The following is an 18,346-nucleotide window of genomic DNA, read 5'->3' as shown; positions in this document are numbered from 1 at the left end:
AGCCAGTAGTTGTGCAATTAAAAAGAATAGACATCACTGGTTTCAAATCGTTTGCAGATAAAACGACAATTGAGTTTCATGAAGGTGTAACCGCAGTTGTTGGCCCTAATGGAAGTGGAAAAAGCAATATAACAGAAGCTATTCGCTGGGTTTTAGGCGAACAATCGGCAAGGAATTTACGTGGCGGAAAGATGAACGACATTATTTTTTCAGGATCTGAAGCTAGAAAATCCGTTAATTTAGCTGAAGTCACACTGATACTAGAAAACGAAGATCATTTTCTACCGTTAGAATTCAGTGAAATAAGTATCACAAGACGGCTACATCGAAATGGTGAGAGTGAATTTTATTTGAATAAACAAGCTTGTCGTTTGAAAGATATTGTTGACTTGTTTATGGATTCTGGATTAGGAAAAGAATCTTTTTCGATTATATCACAAGGAAAAGTAGAAAGTATCTTTAACAGTAAGCCGGAAGAGCGACGGTCTATTTTTGAAGAAGCTGCTGGTGTTTTAAAATACAAAACACGTAAAAAAAAGGCTGAACAAAAATTAACTGAAACGGAAGAGAATTTAAATCGAGTTCAAGATATCGTCTACGAGTTAGAAGGACAAGTCGAACCGTTAAGAGAACAAAGCAGTATAGCAAAAGACTTTTTATCGTATAAAGAACAACTAACCGAAATGGATATTGCTTTAATGGTCGTTGAAATTGACCAGTTGAAAATCAATTGGGATGAAAGAAAAAAAGAAATCGGTTCTTTTGAAAAACAGTTGACTGAAAAAAAACAAAATTTATCAGAATGTGAAAATCAGCTAAAAATTAAACGCAAACAAAAAGTGAACTTAACTGAAGAAATAGAAGAAATTCAACAACAATTGGTTCAAACCATCCAACTATTTGAACAGACGGAAGGCCAAAAAAATGTTTTATCTGAGCGCAATAAATATACCACTGAAAATCTTCAACAACTCGAATCTTCCAGGGAACAATCGAATCAAAAGATTAGTCAATTGGAACAACAATTAGAGACAATCAATGAAGAGCTTGAGGGAAAAAGTGAACAAGAGAAACAGTTGAAGCTAGCTTTCTTAGCTGCAGAAAAAGAAGCTTTATCTCTTTCTGGGAATTCAAAAGAAACGATAGAGAGTTTACGAGATGAATATATTGATTTAATGCAAAAACAAACTAGCTTTAGAAATGAGCAAAGTTATCTTGAACGTAGTTCTTATCAGATAGCACAAAAGAATTTAAAATCAGATGTATCAGTTACAGAAATTGAAAAAAATATAGACGAAATCACTTCAAGTTTTGAATATATTACTCAAGAGTTGACTGATTCTCAACAAGAGATTGCTCAAAAATTATTGCTTTATCAAGAGAAACAAGCAACTATTCAAACGAGAAGACAAGAGTTAGAAGTAACTGAAACACGTATGTATGATGCGTTAAAAGTTGTGCAACAAGCAAAAGCAAAAAAAGAAAGCCTAAAAGAATTGAATGAAGATTATGCAGGCTTTTATCAAGGTGTTAAAGAAGTTTTAAAACAAAAACAGAAAATTGGCGGTATTATCGGCGCCGTTGCTGAATTGATTGAAGTACCTAAACAAGCTGAACTTGCTATTGATATTGCTCTTGGTGCAGCAAGTCAAAATATCATTGTTCAAGATGAACAAAGCGGCCGTAAAGGGATTCAATATTTAAAGCAAAAGCGAATTGGTAGAGCAACTTTTCTACCATTAACAACCATAAAGGCTCGTCAATTACCAATTTCTGTAGAAAATAAGGCGCGCAACTGTGAAGGCTTCTTAGGGATTGCTAGCCAATTGATTGCTTACCCTGAAGCTGTTGCAACGATTATTCAAAATTTATTAGGAACAACTATTGTTGCTAAAGATTTACCCTCTGCTAATAGTATTGCCCGTGAAATACAGTTTAAATACCGCGTTGTGACTCTTGAAGGAGATGTTATGAATGCTGGTGGTTCAATGACTGGTGGAGCAAGCAAATCTGGAAATCAAGGAAGTTTATTTGCTCGGAAAAATGAGTTAACACATTTGACGGAGCAAATAGCACAAATGGAAGCAACTTTAGTAGAAAAAGAAATAGAAGTTCGTACGATGAAACAAGTAATCAAAAAAGAAGAAGTCAGTTTAAATGAGTTACGTGAACTTGGTGAAAGCCAACGGTTGAAGGAGCAAAAATTAAAGAATCAATCTGAAACATTGCAAGAAAACCAGCTGCGGTTTACTAGAGAATTGAAAGCTGTTCAATACGAATACCAAGAAGCTAAAGAAGAAGTTGAATCTTATGAATTCAAAAAAGCTGAATTAGCAGAATCTTTGCAAAAGGTCAAAAAAGACATGGAACAAATTAATCGTCAGATCTTATTGGCTTCTTCTCAAAATGAAGAGCGTGAAAAAAATCATACACTGGTAAATGAAAAACAGCAAAATTTGCGGACCGAACTAGCTGCTTTAAAAGAGCAATTAATTGGTTTGAAAAAAGAACAAAAAGCAGTATCTAGTCAACTAGAAAGTAACCGCAATGAGAGTATAACTACTACTAGCAGGATGGAACAAATGACTCGATTTGAAGGTACTCATCAGATGACGAAACAAGAATTAAGTGATAAATTGGCTCAATTAAGTAAAACGAAATATACGCTAGAAACGCAATTATCAAAAATAAAAAACGAAAAAACGACTATTGAAAGCCAATTAGATAAACTTGAGCAAGTAACTACCAATACAAATAATCAAAAGCATTATCTATTAGAAGAAAAAGCGAAATCTGAAGTAGCGATGAATCGAACAGATGTTGCAATTGAAAATCACTTGGATTATCTAAGTGAAGAGTATGAGTTAACTTTCGAGGCTGCTAAAATGAACCATTTACTTGAAATCTCTGTTGAAGAAGCGACACGTAAAGTTAAACTTTTAAAGCAAAGTATTGAAGAGTTAGGTTTTGTTAATAGTGGTGCAATTGAAGAATTTGAACGAGTGAACGAACGTTACACTTTTCTTATAGATCAACGTGAAGACCTATTAGAAGCAAAAATCAGTTTATATACGACCATGAATGAGATGGACGAAGAAGTTAAGATCCGATTTCTAGAGGTATTTGAAGATATTCGCATAAAGTTTTCTGAAGTTTTCCCACAAATGTTTGGCGGCGGTTCTGCTGAATTACGCTTAACAAATCCTGAAGAATTGTTAACAACCGGCATTGATATTATTGCTCAACCCCCAGGTAAAAAACTGCAGCAATTAAGTTTATTATCAGGTGGGGAACGAGCCTTTACAGCAATTGCTTTAATGTTCTCAATTATACAAGCCCGTCCAGTACCCTTTTGTATTTTAGATGAAGTTGAAGCAGCGCTTGATGAAGCGAATGTTGTCAGATTCGGGCGTTACTTAAAGCAATTTGATGGCGACACACAATTTATTGTGATTACTCATCGTAAGGGAACAATGGAAGAAGCAGATGTTCTTTATGGTATTACGATGCAAGAATCAGGGGTTTCTAAAGTTGTATCTGTTCGTTTAGAAGACTCAACAGATGCTCATGTAGGAATATCCTAAAAAAGTAAAAGAGGAGGAAGGTCGATTGATGTCGATCTTTTTCTTTTTAAATGAACGATTAGAAAGATTGGAGTTAAAGTATGATTAAATTAGTTGCAATTGATTTGGATGGAACATTACTAAATGGTGAACATATTATATCAGATGAAAACAAAGAAGCTATCAAAAAAGCAAAAGAACAAGGTGTTAAAGTGGTCCTATGTACCGGTAGACCGTTATTAGGAATGATCTTATATTTAGAAGAGTTAAACTTAAGAGAATCTGGAGACTATGGTATTACGTATAATGGTGGTTTAGTGCAGCGTACAGATACTGGTGAAGTATTGTCTAAAAAAACATTAACTAAAGTTGAAATTGAAGAAATTTTTGAATTAAGTAAAAAAATCAATCTTCCATGTAATTTCATTGATTTAGAAAAAATTTATGAACCGCCTTATCCTCAAGGTCGTGATTCACTTTACCCTACAGTTATGACTGCATTACCCTATATTCCCATTGTAATGGAAGAAATGTCTAGTGATATTGCAATCAATAAAACGGTCTTTTGTTATACTCAAAACTTATTAGACGAGGCAATTAAAAATATCCCAGCATATTTTTATGAAAAATACACTATTATGAAATCAAGACCAATATTATTAGAATTGATGCCTAAGAATGTAGATAAAGGCACAGGGATAGCTGTTTTAGCTGATTTACTAGGTTTTGAAGCTTCAGAAGTGATGTCTTTGGGAGATGAAGCCAATGATGCAGCCATGATCGAATATGCAGGTATAGGAGTAGCTATGGGAAATGCTACGAATGAGATCAAGGCGATGGCCCAGTACATCACCAAAACGAATGAAGAGCACGGTGTAGCACATGCCATTCATAAATTTGTGCTTAACCAATAAGGTGAAATGCCAAGAAAAGAGGGTGTAAAATGGGATTATTCGATAAAATAAAGAAAGCTTTTACGGGCGAAGAAAAAGTCGAGACCACTGAAGTAACGGAAAAATATGAAAAGGGTCTTGAAAAAACAAGGAAAACATTTTCTCAACGCATGAATGAACTGTTTGCTAATTTCAGAACAGTTGATGAAGATTTTTTTGATGAACTAGAGGAAGTTTTAATTGGAGCAGATGTTGGTTTTGAATCAGCAATGGAAATTACAGATGCCTTACGCCAAGAAGTAAAATTGAAAAATGCAAAAGCATCAAATGAAGTTCAGCAAGTAATCATTGAAAAAATGGTTGAAATTTATGAAAAAGGCAATACAGATAAACCAGTTGTCAATCTAAACGCTGAAGGATTAACTGTCATATTACTGGTTGGCGTTAATGGTGTAGGTAAAACAACGACAATTGGTAAAATGGCGCATCTCTATCAACAAGAAGGAAAAAAAGTTATGTTAGCAGCTGGAGATACGTTTAGAGCCGGCGCAATCGAACAGCTACATGTTTGGGGCGAACGTGTTGAAGCAGAAGTAGTCAGTGGTAAAGCTGGTGGAGATCCAGCCGCTGTAGTGTTCGATGCTATAAAAGAAGCCAAGCGACAAGAAGCAGATATTTTGTTTGTAGATACAGCAGGACGATTGCAAAATAAAGTGAATTTAATGAACGAGTTAGAAAAAATGAAGCGGATCATAGAACGCGAAATACCTGGTGGACCGCATGAAGTCTTATTGGTGTTGGATGCAACAACTGGACAAAATGCAATGAATCAAGCAAAAGAATTTAAAAAAGCAACGGATGTAACAGGGATCGTATTAACTAAATTAGATGGCACCTCTAAAGGTGGAATTGTTTTAGCTATTCGTAAGGAACTAGATATTCCTGTGAAATTCATTGGACTAGGTGAAAGTATGGATGATTTGCAACCATTTGATCCAAATGAATACGTCTACGGGTTGTTCAGTGAACTAATTCAACACTCAATTTAAGAGCTTCATAAATCCAATAAAGAACTCCTTAACAGTTGAGCAATCAACAAGTGTTAAAGGAGTTTATTTTTTTACATCAAATAGATTTTTTTCATTAAGATGATTTAAAAGGGCTCTAGGTCAAATGGTTTGGATGTTTCAAACACGTTGGCTTCAATGCATGGCTACAAGTAACCCTTATTCCTCCATTTATTTGAGATGAGTCATTGAATTTAATTATTTATCCATATCAGAAATCATATAATCTTTAAAAGCAACAAATATGAATTAATAGTCAAAAGAAATGTTAGCAAAAACAAGACAAGCTATTGACTATTTAGGTAAAAATGGGTACGCTATTAAAGTATGTAAACGTGTTTTCCTTGACAGTTGCAACCGAAGAAAGAAGGGTTAAGTTGGAAATTGAAAAAACAAATCAAATGAACGCCTTATTCGATTTCTATGGCTCCTTATTAACAGAGAAACAAAAAAGCTATATGCAATTGTACTATGCAGATGATTTTTCTTTAGGTGAAATTGCAGAAGAATTTGAAGTTAGTCGTCAAGCGATTTATGATAACATAAAGCGAACTGAAAACAGTTTAATAGAATATGAACGGAAATTGCATTTGTTAGAAGATTTCAATGCAACAAAATCGGTCGTTGAAGATATGTCGAGTTACATTAATAGTCATTATCCAAAAGATGAATCGTTAGAACAGTATATTCAGTTATTAAAAAGAGACAGAGATGAGAAATAAAGGAATGGTGAAGTAAAATGGCATTTGAAGGTCTAACGGAACGTCTCCAAAATGCGATGACGAAAATGCGTCGCAAGGGAAAAGTATCAGAAGCTGATGTAAAAGAAATGATGAGAGAAGTGCGTTTAGCCTTATTAGAAGCTGACGTTAACTTTAAAGTTGTAAAAGATTTCATTAAAACGGTGAGTGCTCGTGCAGTAGGTTCTGAAGTGTTGGACAGCCTTTCTCCAGGACAGCAAATCATTAAGATCGTTAGTGAAGAATTAACTGATTTAATGGGCGGAGAACAAGCAACGATCCAAACAGCGGCAAAATCACCAACTGTTGTCATGATGGTAGGGCTTCAAGGGGCAGGTAAAACGACTACAGCTGGTAAATTGGCTAGCTACTTACGTAAAAACCAAAATAAACGTCCTTTATTGATTGCTGCAGATATTTATCGTCCAGCAGCTATCCAACAATTGGAAACGATTGGTAAACAGTTAGATATCCCGGTTTTCTCCCTGGGAGATCAAGTAAGTCCTGTTGAAATTGCAAGACAAGGGATTGAGAAAGCTAAAGCAGAGCATTTAGACGTTGTGCTGATCGATACAGCTGGACGTTTACAAATTGATGAAACCTTAATGCAAGAATTAAGCGATATTAAAGAAATAACACAGCCAACAGAAATCTTTTTAGTTGTAGATGCTATGACTGGACAAGAAGCTGCAAATGTTGCCTCTTCTTTTAATGAGCAATTAGATATTTCTGGTGTTATCCTAACAAAATTAGATGGTGATACTCGTGGTGGAGCGGCACTTTCTATTCGTGCAGTTACCGGTAAGCCCATTAAATTTACAGGGTCTGGCGAAAAATTAGATGCTCTAGAGCCGTTTTATCCAGAACGTATGGCCAACCGTATTTTAGGTATGGGAGATATGTTGACTCTGATTGAAAAGGCTCAAGAAGATTTCGACGAAAAAAAATCAGAAGAAATGATGACAAAATTACGTGAAAATAGTTTTGACTTCAATGATTTCATTGAACAAATGGATCAGGTCAGCAATATGGGACCGATGGAAGATATATTAAAAATGATCCCAGGTATGAGCAATGTTCCTGGATTAGATAAACTTCAAATCGATCCAAAAGATACTGCCCGAATGAAAGCTATTGTTTTGTCTATGACACCAAAAGAGAGAGAAAATCCCGATCTTTTATCTCAAAGTCGTCGTCGTAGAATTGCTAGAGGGTCTGCACGTCCAATAGCTGAAGTAAATCGATTGATTAAACAATTTAACGAATCTAAAAAAATGATGGGTCAAATGTCTAAAGGAAATATGAGTGGTATGGAAAATCTATTTGGACAAGGTGCAAAAGGCAAACTTGGAAAAATGGCTATGAATTCTATGGTTCGCAAAAATAAGAAAAAAATGAAGAAAAAGAACAAAAAAAGTCACAAATAATATTCCACAATAGTAAATTGTTCGTTTATAAAAAAAAAACATGCTGTAAAGAAAAAACACTTTACAAGCTATAAATAAACTGGTAAACTAATTGTTGTGAGATAGTTAATGGAGGTGTAAGAAATATGGCAGTAAAAATTCGTTTAAAACGCATGGGATCTAAAAGAAATCCTTTTTACCGTATCGTAGTTGCAGATTCACGTTCTCCACGTGATGGACGTTTCATCGAAACTGTAGGAACATACAACCCAGTTGTTAATCCAGCAGAAGTAAAAGTGGATGAAGAAGCAGTATTAAAATGGTTAGCAGATGGTGCTCAACCTTCTGATACAATTCGTAACATCCTTTCAAAAGAAGGCATTATGAAAAAATTCCATGAATCAAAAAACACTAAATAAGAGGATGTTTTCTATGGCTGACATAAAAGAATTAATTCTTACAGTTGTGAGTCCTCTTGTAAGTCATCCTGATGAATTAGCAATTGATGTAGTAGAAACTGAAGAGTTTTTAGATTATCAATTATCAGTTCATCCAGATGATGTAGGGCGAATAATTGGAAAAAAAGGTCGCGTAGCTAAAGCTATCCGTACAATTGTTTACAGTGTGAGAGTTCTTGGACCTAAACGCGTAAAATTAACAATTGTAAATAGCTAAATTCTGGAAAAGAAATCATTTCTTCAATAAGAGATGGTTTCTTTTTTTATTAATTATTTTATCAAAAATACTACTAAATAAAGCAAGTCTACGCTTTTTAAGTTTTACGTTAAATGGTGCAGACACTTAAAATTGCTGGAATAACAAAATGAAAATGAGGGAATAAGATAATGAAAATGTATAACGTAGGAAAAATTGTTAATACACAAGGGTTAAAGGGTGAAGTTCGTGTTATTTCAAAAACAGATTTCCCCGAAGAACGCTATAAAAAAGGATCAACTTTATCTTTATTTAAAGATGGTAAAAAAGTAACTGAATTAACGGTTGCAAGTCACCGTAAACAGAAAAATTTTGATATTCTTTCTTTCGAAGATCATCCTAATATCAACGATGTAGAAAAATACCGAGATTGTATGCTGAAAGTTAGTGAAGAGCGATTAACTAATTTGCCTAGAAATGAATTCTATTTACACCAAATTATTGGATTGACCGTTCAAGATGAAGAAAAAAACATAATCGGAAAAATCAGCGAAGTAATGTCACCAGGTGCTAACGATGTATGGGTAATTGAACGACCTAAAAAGAAAGATTTGTTGATCCCATATATTGAAGAGATTGTCATAGCAGTAGATTTAGAAAATCAATTAGTGACAATTCACATGATGGAAGGGCTAGATGATTAATGAAAATTGATGTTTTGACTTTATTCCCAAGAATGTTCCAAGGACCATTAAACGAGTCCATTATTGGAAAAGCCATTGAAAAAGACTTGTTACAAGTAAATGTGATGAATTTTAGAGACTATACAGATAATAAACACCAAAATGTAGATGATTATCCGTATGGTGGCGGTGCGGGAATGTTATTAAAAGCGCAGCCTATTTTTGCTGCGATGGATGCCATAAACGAAAATTCTTCGACTACTAAAAAACGTGTAATTTTACTAGATCCTGCAGGTGTTCCTTTTACTCAGTCAGTAGCAGAAGAATTAGCAGAAGAAGAACACTTAGTATTTATTTGCGGACATTACGAAGGATATGATGAGCGGATCCGCACGTTGATAACTGATGAAATTTCTTTAGGAGATTACGTTTTAACGGGTGGTGAATTAGGAGCTATGGTAATAATCGATGCAACCGTTCGTTTATTACCTGAAGTTTTAGGAAATGATCAATCAGCTAAAACTGATTCTCATTCTACAGGTCTTTTGGAACATCCGCAATACACTAGACCAGCTGAATACAGAGGAATGAAGGTTCCGGATGTCTTAATCAGTGGCAATCACAAAAAAATAAAAGAATGGCAAGATAAAGAATCCATTAGACGTACAATAGAAAGACGCCCTGACATGCTTGAGACGGTATTACTATCAGCTGATCAGCAAAAATACGTAGAAGAAATAAAACAAGAAAAATAAACTTTTGATAAAACGTTTCAAAAGAACAAAGATAAAGGGCTTTTTAAATTAGAAAATAAGGGAATTTACTTTACACCAATTAGAACATATGGTAATATTATTTGGTGAGCGGGTAGAACCTGCCATTAAACGATGTTCCGCTGTGTCTATATCGTGATACATGAATGTTTGTTGGAAGGAGAAAATACAATGAGTAAATTAATAGAAGCAATTACTAACGGCCAATTACGTGAAGACATTCCAGCTTTCCGTCCAGGAGATACTGTACGTATTCATGCTAAAATCGTCGAAGGTACTAGAGAACGTATCCAATTATTTGAAGGTGTTGTAATCAAACGCCGTGGTGGTGGAATTAGCCAATCTTATACAGTTCGTAAAATTTCTAATGGAATCGGCGTTGAACGTACATTCCCATTACACTCACCACGTGTTGCTCAAATTGAAGTTGTTCGCTTTGGTAAAGTACGTCGTGCTAAATTGTACTACTTACGTGAATTGCACGGAAAAGCAGCTCGTATTAAAGAAATGCGTCGTTAAGATGTTTTTTTTAAGTTCTAACCTACATGGGTTAGAACTTTTTTTGTTTTCTAAAAGACACTGTTAATTATAAACAGAGTACGTTATAATTAAAAATGAAAAAGCGATTAGAATTTAAAAAAGTGGGGTATTGTAGAGTGAATAAAGCATTAGTAAACTTTGAAGCCATATTAAAAGCAAAAAATGTTCCTTTAGCTAAGAAAGAAATAAAAAATGGACAAATTCTGTATAATGGTAAATTTAAACTAAATGATAGTCAATCTTTACCATTTGGGATTGTTTTTGACAATAAAGAAGAAGGTATTATTGATTTTCAAATTGTCTACCATAAATTAGCTTATGTCACTAATTTCGATAAAAAGAATCAAGTATTAGCAGTTTTAAATGAATTAAATGAAATGAAAACAGGGTATTATCGAATCTGTCTTGCAGGAGACGGAGAAATCTATATGAGACTTCTTTCTCGTACAACTGAAGATGTGAGAGCGGCTTACGAAATGATGATTGTGGGCTCAACGATAGCTAAGAGTATCCTGCCAAAAATTGAAGAAACAGTGGGCAAAAAATAAAATTCAATTTAAAGGAAATAGTCAAAAGAAAGCTGGGATTTCATGAAAGAGCAAGCGTCCTTATTTCATGCTGAGATGGTTAATGAATCGGGTGTAAATGGTCAATCATTTGTGAAGAATGGTGGATTAAAGGTTAAAGTTTCTAGTCCGTTAAATAGCAATGAAGGCACTAATCCTGAAGAATTAATTGGATTATCTTTAAGTACTTGTCTAAATGCTACGATTCAATCTTTACTAAAAGCAAGAGGAAAAGAAAATACAAGTCGCGTTGAAGCTCACGTTGATTTTATGCGTGAATCAAATGGAATTGGGTATTTCTTTAACGTAAATGCTTTTGCAAAAATTGATGGTTTGCCTTTTGAAGAAAGTAAAAAAATCATAGAAGAAGCTGAACTTCGGTGTCCGGTATCTAAATTATTGGCGGGGAGCAAGACCGTATCCGTAAAAGCAGTTAAAGAATTTTAAGTTAAAAAACAAAAAGACCTTCAATATTATTTTGAAGGTCTTTTTGTTTTTTAAATTATCTATAGTTTATAAACTGTAAATCGATAGGCAAGTTAGTATCTCGTAATAAAGTAATAACTTGTTGAAGATCATCGCGATTTTTTCCAATTACTCGTATTTGGTCATCTTGGATTTGTGTTTTAACTTTAATACCAGATTTTTTAATAAGTTGAGTAATCGTTTTTGCATGTTCTTTGTCGATTCCACTGATCAAGTCAGCAAATTGACGCACATTCCCACCGAAAGCTTTTTCTGTTGAAGAATAATGAAGATTTCTGGTAGGAACGCCTCTTTTAACTAATTTATTTGTTAATACGTCTTTTACTTGCTCTAATTTAAAATCATCGTCTGAAACTAAAACTAATTTTTCTTTTTCTAATTTGATTTCGCTGATTGAACCTTTAAAATCAAATCGATTAGCGATTTCTTTTGATGCTAATTGTACAGAGTTCTTTATTTCTTCTAGATTCATTTCTGAAACGATATCAAAACTTGCTTCTTTTGCCATAATTGTTTCCTCCTTCTACTGTGCGCTATTGAATTATACCACAAAGGCGTGCGTAGCAGAAGGAAACGGATACAAATGAGAAGGTAATGAAAAAGAGATGTTTTTTCTTTATTTATAAGGGGAAAGTTGTTATCCTTGTTTGATTAAGTGAGTAGGGAGTTGTGAAATGACACAATTAAAAACACCAGTTTTTTGGATTGAACAGGCAAAGAAAATATTTTTTGTTTTTTTTGCAGCGATTACAAATGCAATTGCTTTGAATAATTTTTTAATTCCCTCTAATATTTATGCTGCAGGTATTAACGGAGTTTCGCAATTAATATCAGGTATCTTAGATGGTTCTCTAGGAATCATTATCGACACTGGTGTATTAATACTTTTATTCAATATACCCATCGCATTACTTGGATGGTTTAAAGTGGGAAAGAATTTCACATTATATAGTTTCTTGACCTCTGTTTTGATTTCGTTTTTCGCCATTTTTTTACCAATAAATCCACTAACAGCTGATCCATTAATGAATGCTCTTTTTGGAGGTATCATCAGTGGAGCAGGAATTGGTTTCGCTTTAAAATTTGGTTTCTCAACGGGTGGAATGGATATTATTTCGATGGTATTAGCTAAAACAACCGGGAGATCGATTGGGACATTAATATTTTCAATGAATTTACTCATTGTTTCATCAGCTGGTTTACTATACGGTTGGGAATATGCTCTTTATACCTTAGTATCGATTTACGTCATGACTAAAATGATTGATACAATACACACTAGTCACCAAAAAGTGACAGCTATGATTGTAACCAATGAACCAGATGCTTTAGTAAAAAAAATACACGAACAATTAATAAGAGGAATTACCATTATTCCTGCCAAAGGTGCTTATTCAAAAACCGATCGTTCTGTTTTGATGATGGTTATTACTCGTTATGAAATGTATGATTTAGAACAAGCGGTCAGAGAAGCAGATGCTTCAGCATTTGTTAACTTCATGGAAACAAATAAAGTATTAGGAGAATTCTGGAGTTTTGATCGACAAAAAGAATCTCAACTAAAAAAATAATAAAAGTAGGGAGCCATTCATATGAGTGGCTCCCTACTTTTTTAATAGTTGATTGAGAGTAGTTATTAAACTAAACTAAAATAATTTTCTAAATAATGAGCTAATCCATCTTCATCATTGGTTTTTTCTGTGATATCATTTGAAATATGTTTCAGAGCGTCGATTCCATTTTTCATCACTACGCCATGTCCGGCATATTGAATCATTTCATAATCATTGTCTTCATCACCAAAAGCCATAATATCTTTTTGTTTGATGCCATATACTTGTGCAATACGTTCAACACCTAATGCTTTTTGTACACCAGCTGCGACGATTTCTAAACAAGGCGATTGTCCGCCCCAAGTTCTAACTTCAACAGAATCTCCATAACGTGCTAGGATTCTTTCAGTAATATAGGTTTGGTTTTCTGCGTCTGTGAAAACACAAATAGCAGTAGGATCTTCTTTTAGACTAGATGCCGTAAGTTTGGAAGTACCTGTTTTTCCTTCAGGAAAGAAGTCATTGTAAGGAACAAAATAATTATCTGCAAAAACAGTATCTCTGAGTTCTGCGGCAATTAAATGGATATCTAATTCTTTTTTCAACGTCAGCATGTCTAAAGCAATTTCACGATCTAACGTTTTGTGGTATTGTGATTTCCAATTTAATTGGTCTGGTAAGTGGCATAAAGCGCCGTTAAAATTTACAATAGGCGTTTCCATACCTAATTGAGCGTAAAACTGTTTACTATTGCGATAAGGTCTCCCAGTTACGATCGATACAAGGTGACCAGCATTTCTTAGAGTCGTTAAAACTTTTTTAGTCCTAACTGAAATTTCTGAACGATTATTTAATGTAGTACCATCTAAATCAAGAGCAATTAATTTTTTATTCATCAAGATCCTCCGACTGTTATCCATTTTTATTAATAAAAGTTTCTAAGTATTTTTTATGATACACTTACTACAAAGAATCTATACAAATAGTGTAACATAAAGTCTATAAGAATAAATATAGAAAGAAGATAGATAGATGATAACAGTAAAACATGAATCCATTAATGGGATTCCTTTATTAGAAGTTGTATTAACAGAACGGGTAAATGAAACCTTGCCAACAGTTATTTTTTATCATGGATGGACAAATCTTAAAGAAAGTTCTTTAGTTCATGGCTATGAAATTGCTAAAAAAGGCTTTCGAGCATTAATACCTGAAGCTTATTTGCACGGGGAAAGAAGCGAAGGAACGCCGGTAAATGAGAGAAGCTTGGAATTTTGGGATGTTGTGCAACATAATATTGTTGAATTTCCCATGATAGTTGATCACTACGTTAAAGCAGGGTTAACGGATCAAAAACGTGTTGGAGTTTCAGGGCTCTCAATGGGTGGAATGACAACGAGTGCAATTTTGACGCAATACCCTTGGTTGAAAACGGCTGTTGTGTTAATGGGAAGCCCGTCACCAATCTCCTTTTCTAAGTGGTTATTAACATCAAAATGGCAAACAGGAGCAGAAATCAATCTTGAGTCGGATCAATTTGCTCCGGCTATTGAATCCTTAAAAATGATTTCACTTGATTTACAACCCGAAAAAATTAATGGGAAATTTGTTCACTTTTGGCATGATGAAGACGATGATTTGGTACCTTATCAACCTACTTTTGATTTTTATAAAAAAATTAAGGACCAAGATTATGGAAGGCATGTTAGTTTTACAACAACTGGGAGTTATGGTCATCATGTTCCATATATGATTTCGATTGAAACAGCTGAATTTTTCAATAGACACTTATAAAAAAACAGATCTCTTGCTGAAATGATTTACTTTGAAGAAAACAAAAGGTAAAATAGAGTCAAAAAGAGAAGGCGGTTACCATATGGAACCAACTAATGAAAATCAAACAGAAGAGCTTAAAGGGCGTATAATGACAGCATTAGAAAAAGTTATAGATCCAGAGCTAAACATTGACATTGTCAATCTAGGGTTAGTTTACGCTGTTGAATTGATAGATGAAAATTGTTGTGTGATAAAGTTAACATTAACTACGATGGGCTGCCCATTAGCAGATACGATTACCAGTGATATTATGGCAGCTATGCAATCGATCTCTGAAATTACTTCAACCGAAGTGAAGTTAGTCTGGTATCCGGCTTGGGACACAAGCAAAATGAGCCGTTATGCAAGAATTTCATTAGGTGTGAGATAAAAAAGTTTACTCTACTAAAAAGTTAGAGTGAACTTTTTTAGTAGTTATAATAAAATAAAGGCTTTGGCTTTGAGAGTTGAAATTTTGTTAAGGAGAGTCAACAATATACTAAATAAAAGTCAGATGTTTCATTTGACCTTTACTGACTAATTGAATATAATAAAATTAATAAAATTCAAGGAGGAGTTTGAATGGATATTGAAAAAATGACTACAACAATGCAGCAAACCTTTGGAGAAGCTCAAAGTATCGCCGTAATGAGAAAACATCAAGAGATTGATCTTCTCCATTTATGGAAAGTTTTTTTAACACCCAATCATTTTGCGCGAGGATTTTACCAATCGTTAGGGATCAATACAGAAAACTTTGAATCTTTTGTAGACCAAGAATTAGATAACTACCCAACTGTAGAAGGCTCGAACGTTCAATATGGACAAGGGATGAGTCAAAATTTATACCGTCTATTAACGGAAGCCGATAAAATTAGAACGGACTTTCAAGATGATTTTCTTTCTACCGAAATCGTTTTATTGGCACTAATGAAACTAAAAAACCACAGCTTGACTAATTTTTTGACTAAAAATGGATTAACTGAAAAAATAGTAAAAAAAGAAATTGAAAAAATAAGAGGAGGAGATCGTGTGACCTCACAAAATCAAGAAGAAACGTATCAGGCACTCGAAAAGTATGGAACAGATTTAGTCAAGGCTGTAAAAAGTGGAGATCAAGACCCAGTCATCGGAAGAGATGACGAAATTCGTGATATGATTCGTATTTTATCTCGTAAAACAAAGAATAATCCTGTATTGATTGGAGAACCTGGAGTAGGTAAGACAGCTATTGTTGAGGGGTTAGCCCAACGAATCGTTCGAAAAGATGTACCAGAAAACTTAAAAGGGAAAACAATTTTTTCATTAGATATGGGATCTTTGATTGCCGGGGCAAAATACCGTGGAGAGTTTGAAGAACGTTTGAAAGCTGTACTAAAAGAAGTGAAAAAGAGTGAAGGTCAAATTATTTTATTTATCGATGAGATCCATACCATTGTTGGCGCTGGAAAAACGGAAGGCAGCATGGATGCAGGAAATTTATTAAAGCCTATGCTAGCTCGTGGTGAACTGCATTGTATTGGTGCAACGACACTAGATGAATACCGAAAATATATGGAAACGGATAAAGCTCTTGAAAGACGCTTCCAAAAAGTACTCGTTGATGAACCGACAGTAGAAGAAACCATCAGTATTTTAAGAGGACTAAAAGAACGGTTTGAGATTCACCACAGCGTAAATATCCATGACAATGCAATAGTCGCTGCCGCAACGTTATCCAACCGTTATATTACGGATCGATTTTTACCAGATAAAGCAATTGATCTAATAGACGAAGCCTGTGCAACTATCCGGGTTGAAATGAATTCAAGACCCACTGAATTGGACCAAGTTTCTCGCCGCTTGATGCAATTAGAAATAGAAGAAGCTGCGTTGAAAAAAGAAAAAGATGATGCCAGTATGCGGCGATTAGCGCTTATTCAAGAAGAATTATCTAATTTGCGTGAAGATGCCAATCAGTTGAAGATGAAGTGGGAGACAGAAAAAGAAGAAGTAGCTAAATTACGTGATAAACGTGCTGAAATCGAAAAGGCGCGTCATGAATTAGAAGAGGCAGAAGGCAATTATGATTTAGAACGAGCCGCCGTTCTCAGACATGGACAGATTCCAGCCCTAGAGAAAGAATTGAAACTGCTTGAAGAGCAACAGTTGGCAGCTCAAGATGGTCAAGTCAGATTGGTACAAGAATCGGTTACTGAAGAAGAAATTGCAGTCGTTATCGGTCGAATGACGGGTATTCCTGTCAGCAAGTTGATCAAGGGAGAGCGCGAAAAATTGATGCATTTAGATGCATCTTTAAGGGAGCGCGTCATTGGCCAGGAAGAAGCGGTACAAAGTGTATCAGATGCAGTTATAAGGGCTCGAGCAGGTATTCAAGATCCAAATCGTCCGCTAGGCTCATTCCTCTTTTTAGGACCAACTGGTGTAGGGAAAACGGAATTGGCTAAAGCGTTAGCCGAAAACTTATTTGATTCGCAAGATCATATGGTACGGATCGATATGAGTGAGTATATGGAAAAACATACTGTCTCAAGGTTAATAGGTGCTCCTCCTGGATATATCGGATATGATGAAGGTGGGCAGTTAACTGAAGCAGTCAGAAGAAGTCCTTATACGATTGTTCTATTAGATGAAATAGAAAAAGCTCATCCAGATGTGTTTAACATTTTGTTGCAAGTATTAGATGATGGACGTCTGACAGATTCAAAAGGTAGAATGGTGGATTTTAAAAATACTGTTTTAATTATGACGAGCAATATTGGTTCTGATTTATTGCTAGAAGGTACGGATGAACAAGGACAAATAAAAGAAACAACTAAAGAGCATGTAATGTCACTATTGAAAATGTCTTTCAAACCAGAATTTTTAAACCGTATTGATGATACAATTCTATTTGCACCATTGGGCATAGATGTTGTGAAAAAAATCATTCTTAAATTGACGCGTGATTTGGCCTTGCGTTTGGCAGAGCAAGATATTGAACTGTCTATTTCAGAAGAGGCACAAGTATGGATAGCAGAAAAAGCTTATGATCCTATGTATGGCGCAAGACCGTTAAAAAGATTTATTACGAAACAAATAGAAACACCTTTAGCTAAAGGGATTATTTCTGGAGAAATCCCACCAAAATCTAGAGTTACGATTACGTTAAAAGCAAATCAATTATCTTATGAAACGGTAATTCTAGATAGGTAAATAAGTAAACAAAAAAAGACATTCTGATGAATGTCTTTTTTTGTTTACTTAAGTTTATTTAGTAGCATGTTCATGTCTTTGGTCAGGAAGACTTTTAGCAATCAAAATGACCATGACTCCGATAAATAAACCCATACCTGAAGCAACTACAAAATCATATGAACTGCCGGACAATGAACTTCCAATGTAATTTACGGCTTGTCCTATAAAGAATCCCCAAAATAAAGTTATTAGATATTTCATAAATTTGACCTCTCTTCTTTTACACATTTATTCTATCACTTTCAAGAAGTTTGTAAAGCAGAAGTTAATAGGATTTTTTTACAAACGTTTCGCATTAAAATGAGTAGGCAAGAATAAAAAATTCGTTTAGAAGGTTTGCGTATACGAATCTCAGAAGGGTATAATGGTA

Annotated in this window: 19 protein-coding genes; 16 read left to right on the top strand and 3 right to left on the bottom strand. The window is 34.6% G+C overall.

What is annotated here, in order from left to right; translation table 11 throughout:
* Positions 1-11: 11 nt before the first annotated feature.
* The 12 genes from smc (at position 12) to BP17_RS07985 (ending at position 11,332) form a co-directional block, all read left to right on the top strand.
* Complete coding sequence (gene smc / locus BP17_RS08040) at positions 12-3,584, top strand: chromosome segregation protein SMC (protein ID WP_035053271.1); 3,573 nt, start codon at positions 12-14, stop codon at positions 3,582-3,584.
* An 80-nt stretch (positions 3,585-3,664) separates the two neighbouring features.
* Complete coding sequence (yidA, locus tag BP17_RS08035; RefSeq protein ID WP_035053268.1) at positions 3,665-4,477, top strand: sugar-phosphatase; 813 nt, start codon at positions 3,665-3,667, stop codon at positions 4,475-4,477.
* Positions 4,478-4,506: 29 nt separating this feature from the next.
* Positions 4,507-5,505 carry a signal recognition particle-docking protein FtsY gene (ftsY, locus tag BP17_RS08030; protein ID WP_035053267.1) on the top strand — a complete coding sequence of 333 codons (999 nt, stop codon included), beginning with the start codon at positions 4,507-4,509 and terminating at the stop codon, positions 5,503-5,505.
* A 395-nt stretch (positions 5,506-5,900) separates the two neighbouring features.
* Positions 5,901-6,245, top strand: coding sequence for a putative DNA-binding protein (locus BP17_RS08025; RefSeq protein WP_035053265.1), 345 nt, complete (start codon positions 5,901-5,903; stop codon positions 6,243-6,245).
* Between the two features lie 17 nt (positions 6,246-6,262).
* On the top strand, positions 6,263-7,690 hold the full coding sequence (ffh, locus tag BP17_RS08020) for a signal recognition particle protein (protein WP_035053263.1): 1,428 nt from the start codon (positions 6,263-6,265) through the stop codon (positions 7,688-7,690).
* A 125-nt stretch (positions 7,691-7,815) separates the two neighbouring features.
* A complete protein-coding gene (rpsP, locus tag BP17_RS08015) occupies positions 7,816-8,088 on the top strand; it encodes a 30S ribosomal protein S16 (RefSeq protein WP_035053261.1) in 273 nt (90 codons plus the stop codon).
* Positions 8,089-8,101: 13 nt separating this feature from the next.
* On the top strand, positions 8,102-8,344 hold the full coding sequence (locus BP17_RS08010) for a KH domain-containing protein (RefSeq protein ID WP_035053260.1): 243 nt from the start codon (positions 8,102-8,104) through the stop codon (positions 8,342-8,344).
* A gap of 167 nt (positions 8,345-8,511) precedes the next feature.
* A complete protein-coding gene (rimM, locus tag BP17_RS08005) occupies positions 8,512-9,027 on the top strand; it encodes a ribosome maturation factor RimM (protein WP_035053258.1) in 516 nt (171 codons plus the stop codon).
* Positions 9,027-9,761, top strand: coding sequence for a tRNA (guanosine(37)-N1)-methyltransferase TrmD (trmD, locus tag BP17_RS08000; protein ID WP_035053256.1), 735 nt, complete (start codon positions 9,027-9,029; stop codon positions 9,759-9,761). Before rimM ends, trmD begins: the two co-directional genes overlap by 1 nt.
* A gap of 189 nt (positions 9,762-9,950) precedes the next feature.
* Complete coding sequence (gene rplS / locus BP17_RS07995) at positions 9,951-10,298, top strand: 50S ribosomal protein L19 (RefSeq protein WP_035053254.1); 348 nt, start codon at positions 9,951-9,953, stop codon at positions 10,296-10,298.
* Between the two features lie 137 nt (positions 10,299-10,435).
* Entirely contained in the window at positions 10,436-10,867 is a 432-nt protein-coding gene (locus tag BP17_RS07990; RefSeq protein ID WP_035053252.1) for a hypothetical protein, read from the top strand.
* Positions 10,868-10,909: 42 nt separating this feature from the next.
* Positions 10,910-11,332 (top strand): OsmC family protein, encoded by a 423-nt coding sequence (locus BP17_RS07985; protein ID WP_035053249.1) that lies wholly within the window; start codon positions 10,910-10,912, stop codon positions 11,330-11,332.
* A 55-nt stretch (positions 11,333-11,387) separates the two neighbouring features.
* Here the strand turns inward: BP17_RS07985 and BP17_RS07980 are convergent, their stop codons facing one another.
* Entirely contained in the window at positions 11,388-11,879 is a 492-nt protein-coding gene (locus BP17_RS07980) for a YajQ family cyclic di-GMP-binding protein (protein ID WP_035053246.1), read from the bottom strand.
* 166 nt (positions 11,880-12,045) lie between these two features.
* Here BP17_RS07980 and BP17_RS07975 point away from each other — a divergent pair, with 166 nt between their 5' ends.
* Positions 12,046-12,942, top strand: coding sequence for a YitT family protein (locus tag BP17_RS07975; RefSeq protein WP_035053244.1), 897 nt, complete (start codon positions 12,046-12,048; stop codon positions 12,940-12,942).
* Between the two features lie 65 nt (positions 12,943-13,007).
* Here the strand turns inward: BP17_RS07975 and BP17_RS07970 are convergent, their stop codons facing one another.
* Positions 13,008-13,820, bottom strand: coding sequence for a Cof-type HAD-IIB family hydrolase (locus tag BP17_RS07970; protein ID WP_035053241.1), 813 nt, complete (start codon positions 13,818-13,820; stop codon positions 13,008-13,010).
* 136 nt (positions 13,821-13,956) lie between these two features.
* Between BP17_RS07970 and BP17_RS07965 the strand changes: the two genes are divergently transcribed.
* From BP17_RS07965 to clpB, 3 genes are all read left to right on the top strand, one after another.
* Positions 13,957-14,718: a prolyl oligopeptidase family serine peptidase gene (locus BP17_RS07965; protein WP_035053238.1), complete on the top strand. Its 762-nt coding sequence runs from the start codon at positions 13,957-13,959 to the stop codon at positions 14,716-14,718.
* An 82-nt stretch (positions 14,719-14,800) separates the two neighbouring features.
* Positions 14,801-15,130, top strand: coding sequence for a metal-sulfur cluster assembly factor (locus BP17_RS07960; RefSeq protein WP_035053237.1), 330 nt, complete (start codon positions 14,801-14,803; stop codon positions 15,128-15,130).
* A gap of 191 nt (positions 15,131-15,321) precedes the next feature.
* Positions 15,322-17,934: an ATP-dependent chaperone ClpB gene (clpB, locus tag BP17_RS07955; protein ID WP_035053236.1), complete on the top strand. Its 2,613-nt coding sequence runs from the start codon at positions 15,322-15,324 to the stop codon at positions 17,932-17,934.
* 54 nt (positions 17,935-17,988) lie between these two features.
* Here the strand turns inward: clpB and BP17_RS07950 are convergent, their stop codons facing one another.
* Positions 17,989-18,177, bottom strand: a complete 189-nt coding sequence (locus tag BP17_RS07950) for a YjzD family protein (RefSeq protein ID WP_035053235.1) — start codon at positions 18,175-18,177, stop codon at positions 17,989-17,991.
* Positions 18,178-18,346 lie beyond the last annotated feature (169 nt).

The organism is Carnobacterium pleistocenium FTR1 (assembly GCF_000744285.1).
Taxonomy (GTDB): Bacteria; Bacillota; Bacilli; order Lactobacillales; family Carnobacteriaceae; genus Carnobacterium_B; species Carnobacterium_B pleistocenium.
This window is presented reverse-complemented; position numbering and strand designations above follow the sequence as displayed.

Coding starts and splice junctions, on each gene's coding strand:
- yidA (WP_035053268.1), top strand. CDS start 3,665: ATGATTAAATTAGTTGCAATTGATTTGGATGGAACATTACTAAATGGT.
- ftsY (WP_035053267.1), top strand. CDS start 4,507: ATGGGATTATTCGATAAAATAAAGAAAGCTTTTACGGGCGAAGAAAAA.
- ffh (WP_035053263.1), top strand. CDS start 6,263: ATGGCATTTGAAGGTCTAACGGAACGTCTCCAAAATGCGATGACGAAA.
- rpsP (WP_035053261.1), top strand. CDS start 7,816: ATGGCAGTAAAAATTCGTTTAAAACGCATGGGATCTAAAAGAAATCCT.
- BP17_RS08010 (WP_035053260.1), top strand. CDS start 8,102: ATGGCTGACATAAAAGAATTAATTCTTACAGTTGTGAGTCCTCTTGTA.
- trmD (WP_035053256.1), top strand. CDS start 9,027: ATGAAAATTGATGTTTTGACTTTATTCCCAAGAATGTTCCAAGGACCA.
- rplS (WP_035053254.1), top strand. CDS start 9,951: ATGAGTAAATTAATAGAAGCAATTACTAACGGCCAATTACGTGAAGAC.
- BP17_RS07985 (WP_035053249.1), top strand. CDS start 10,910: ATGAAAGAGCAAGCGTCCTTATTTCATGCTGAGATGGTTAATGAATCG.
- BP17_RS07980 (WP_035053246.1), bottom strand. CDS start 11,879: ATGGCAAAAGAAGCAAGTTTTGATATCGTTTCAGAAATGAATCTAGAA.
- BP17_RS07975 (WP_035053244.1), top strand. CDS start 12,046: ATGACACAATTAAAAACACCAGTTTTTTGGATTGAACAGGCAAAGAAA.
- BP17_RS07970 (WP_035053241.1), bottom strand. CDS start 13,820: ATGAATAAAAAATTAATTGCTCTTGATTTAGATGGTACTACATTAAAT.
- BP17_RS07965 (WP_035053238.1), top strand. CDS start 13,957: ATGATAACAGTAAAACATGAATCCATTAATGGGATTCCTTTATTAGAA.
- BP17_RS07960 (WP_035053237.1), top strand. CDS start 14,801: ATGGAACCAACTAATGAAAATCAAACAGAAGAGCTTAAAGGGCGTATA.
- clpB (WP_035053236.1), top strand. CDS start 15,322: ATGGATATTGAAAAAATGACTACAACAATGCAGCAAACCTTTGGAGAA.
- BP17_RS07950 (WP_035053235.1), bottom strand. CDS start 18,177: ATGAAATATCTAATAACTTTATTTTGGGGATTCTTTATAGGACAAGCC.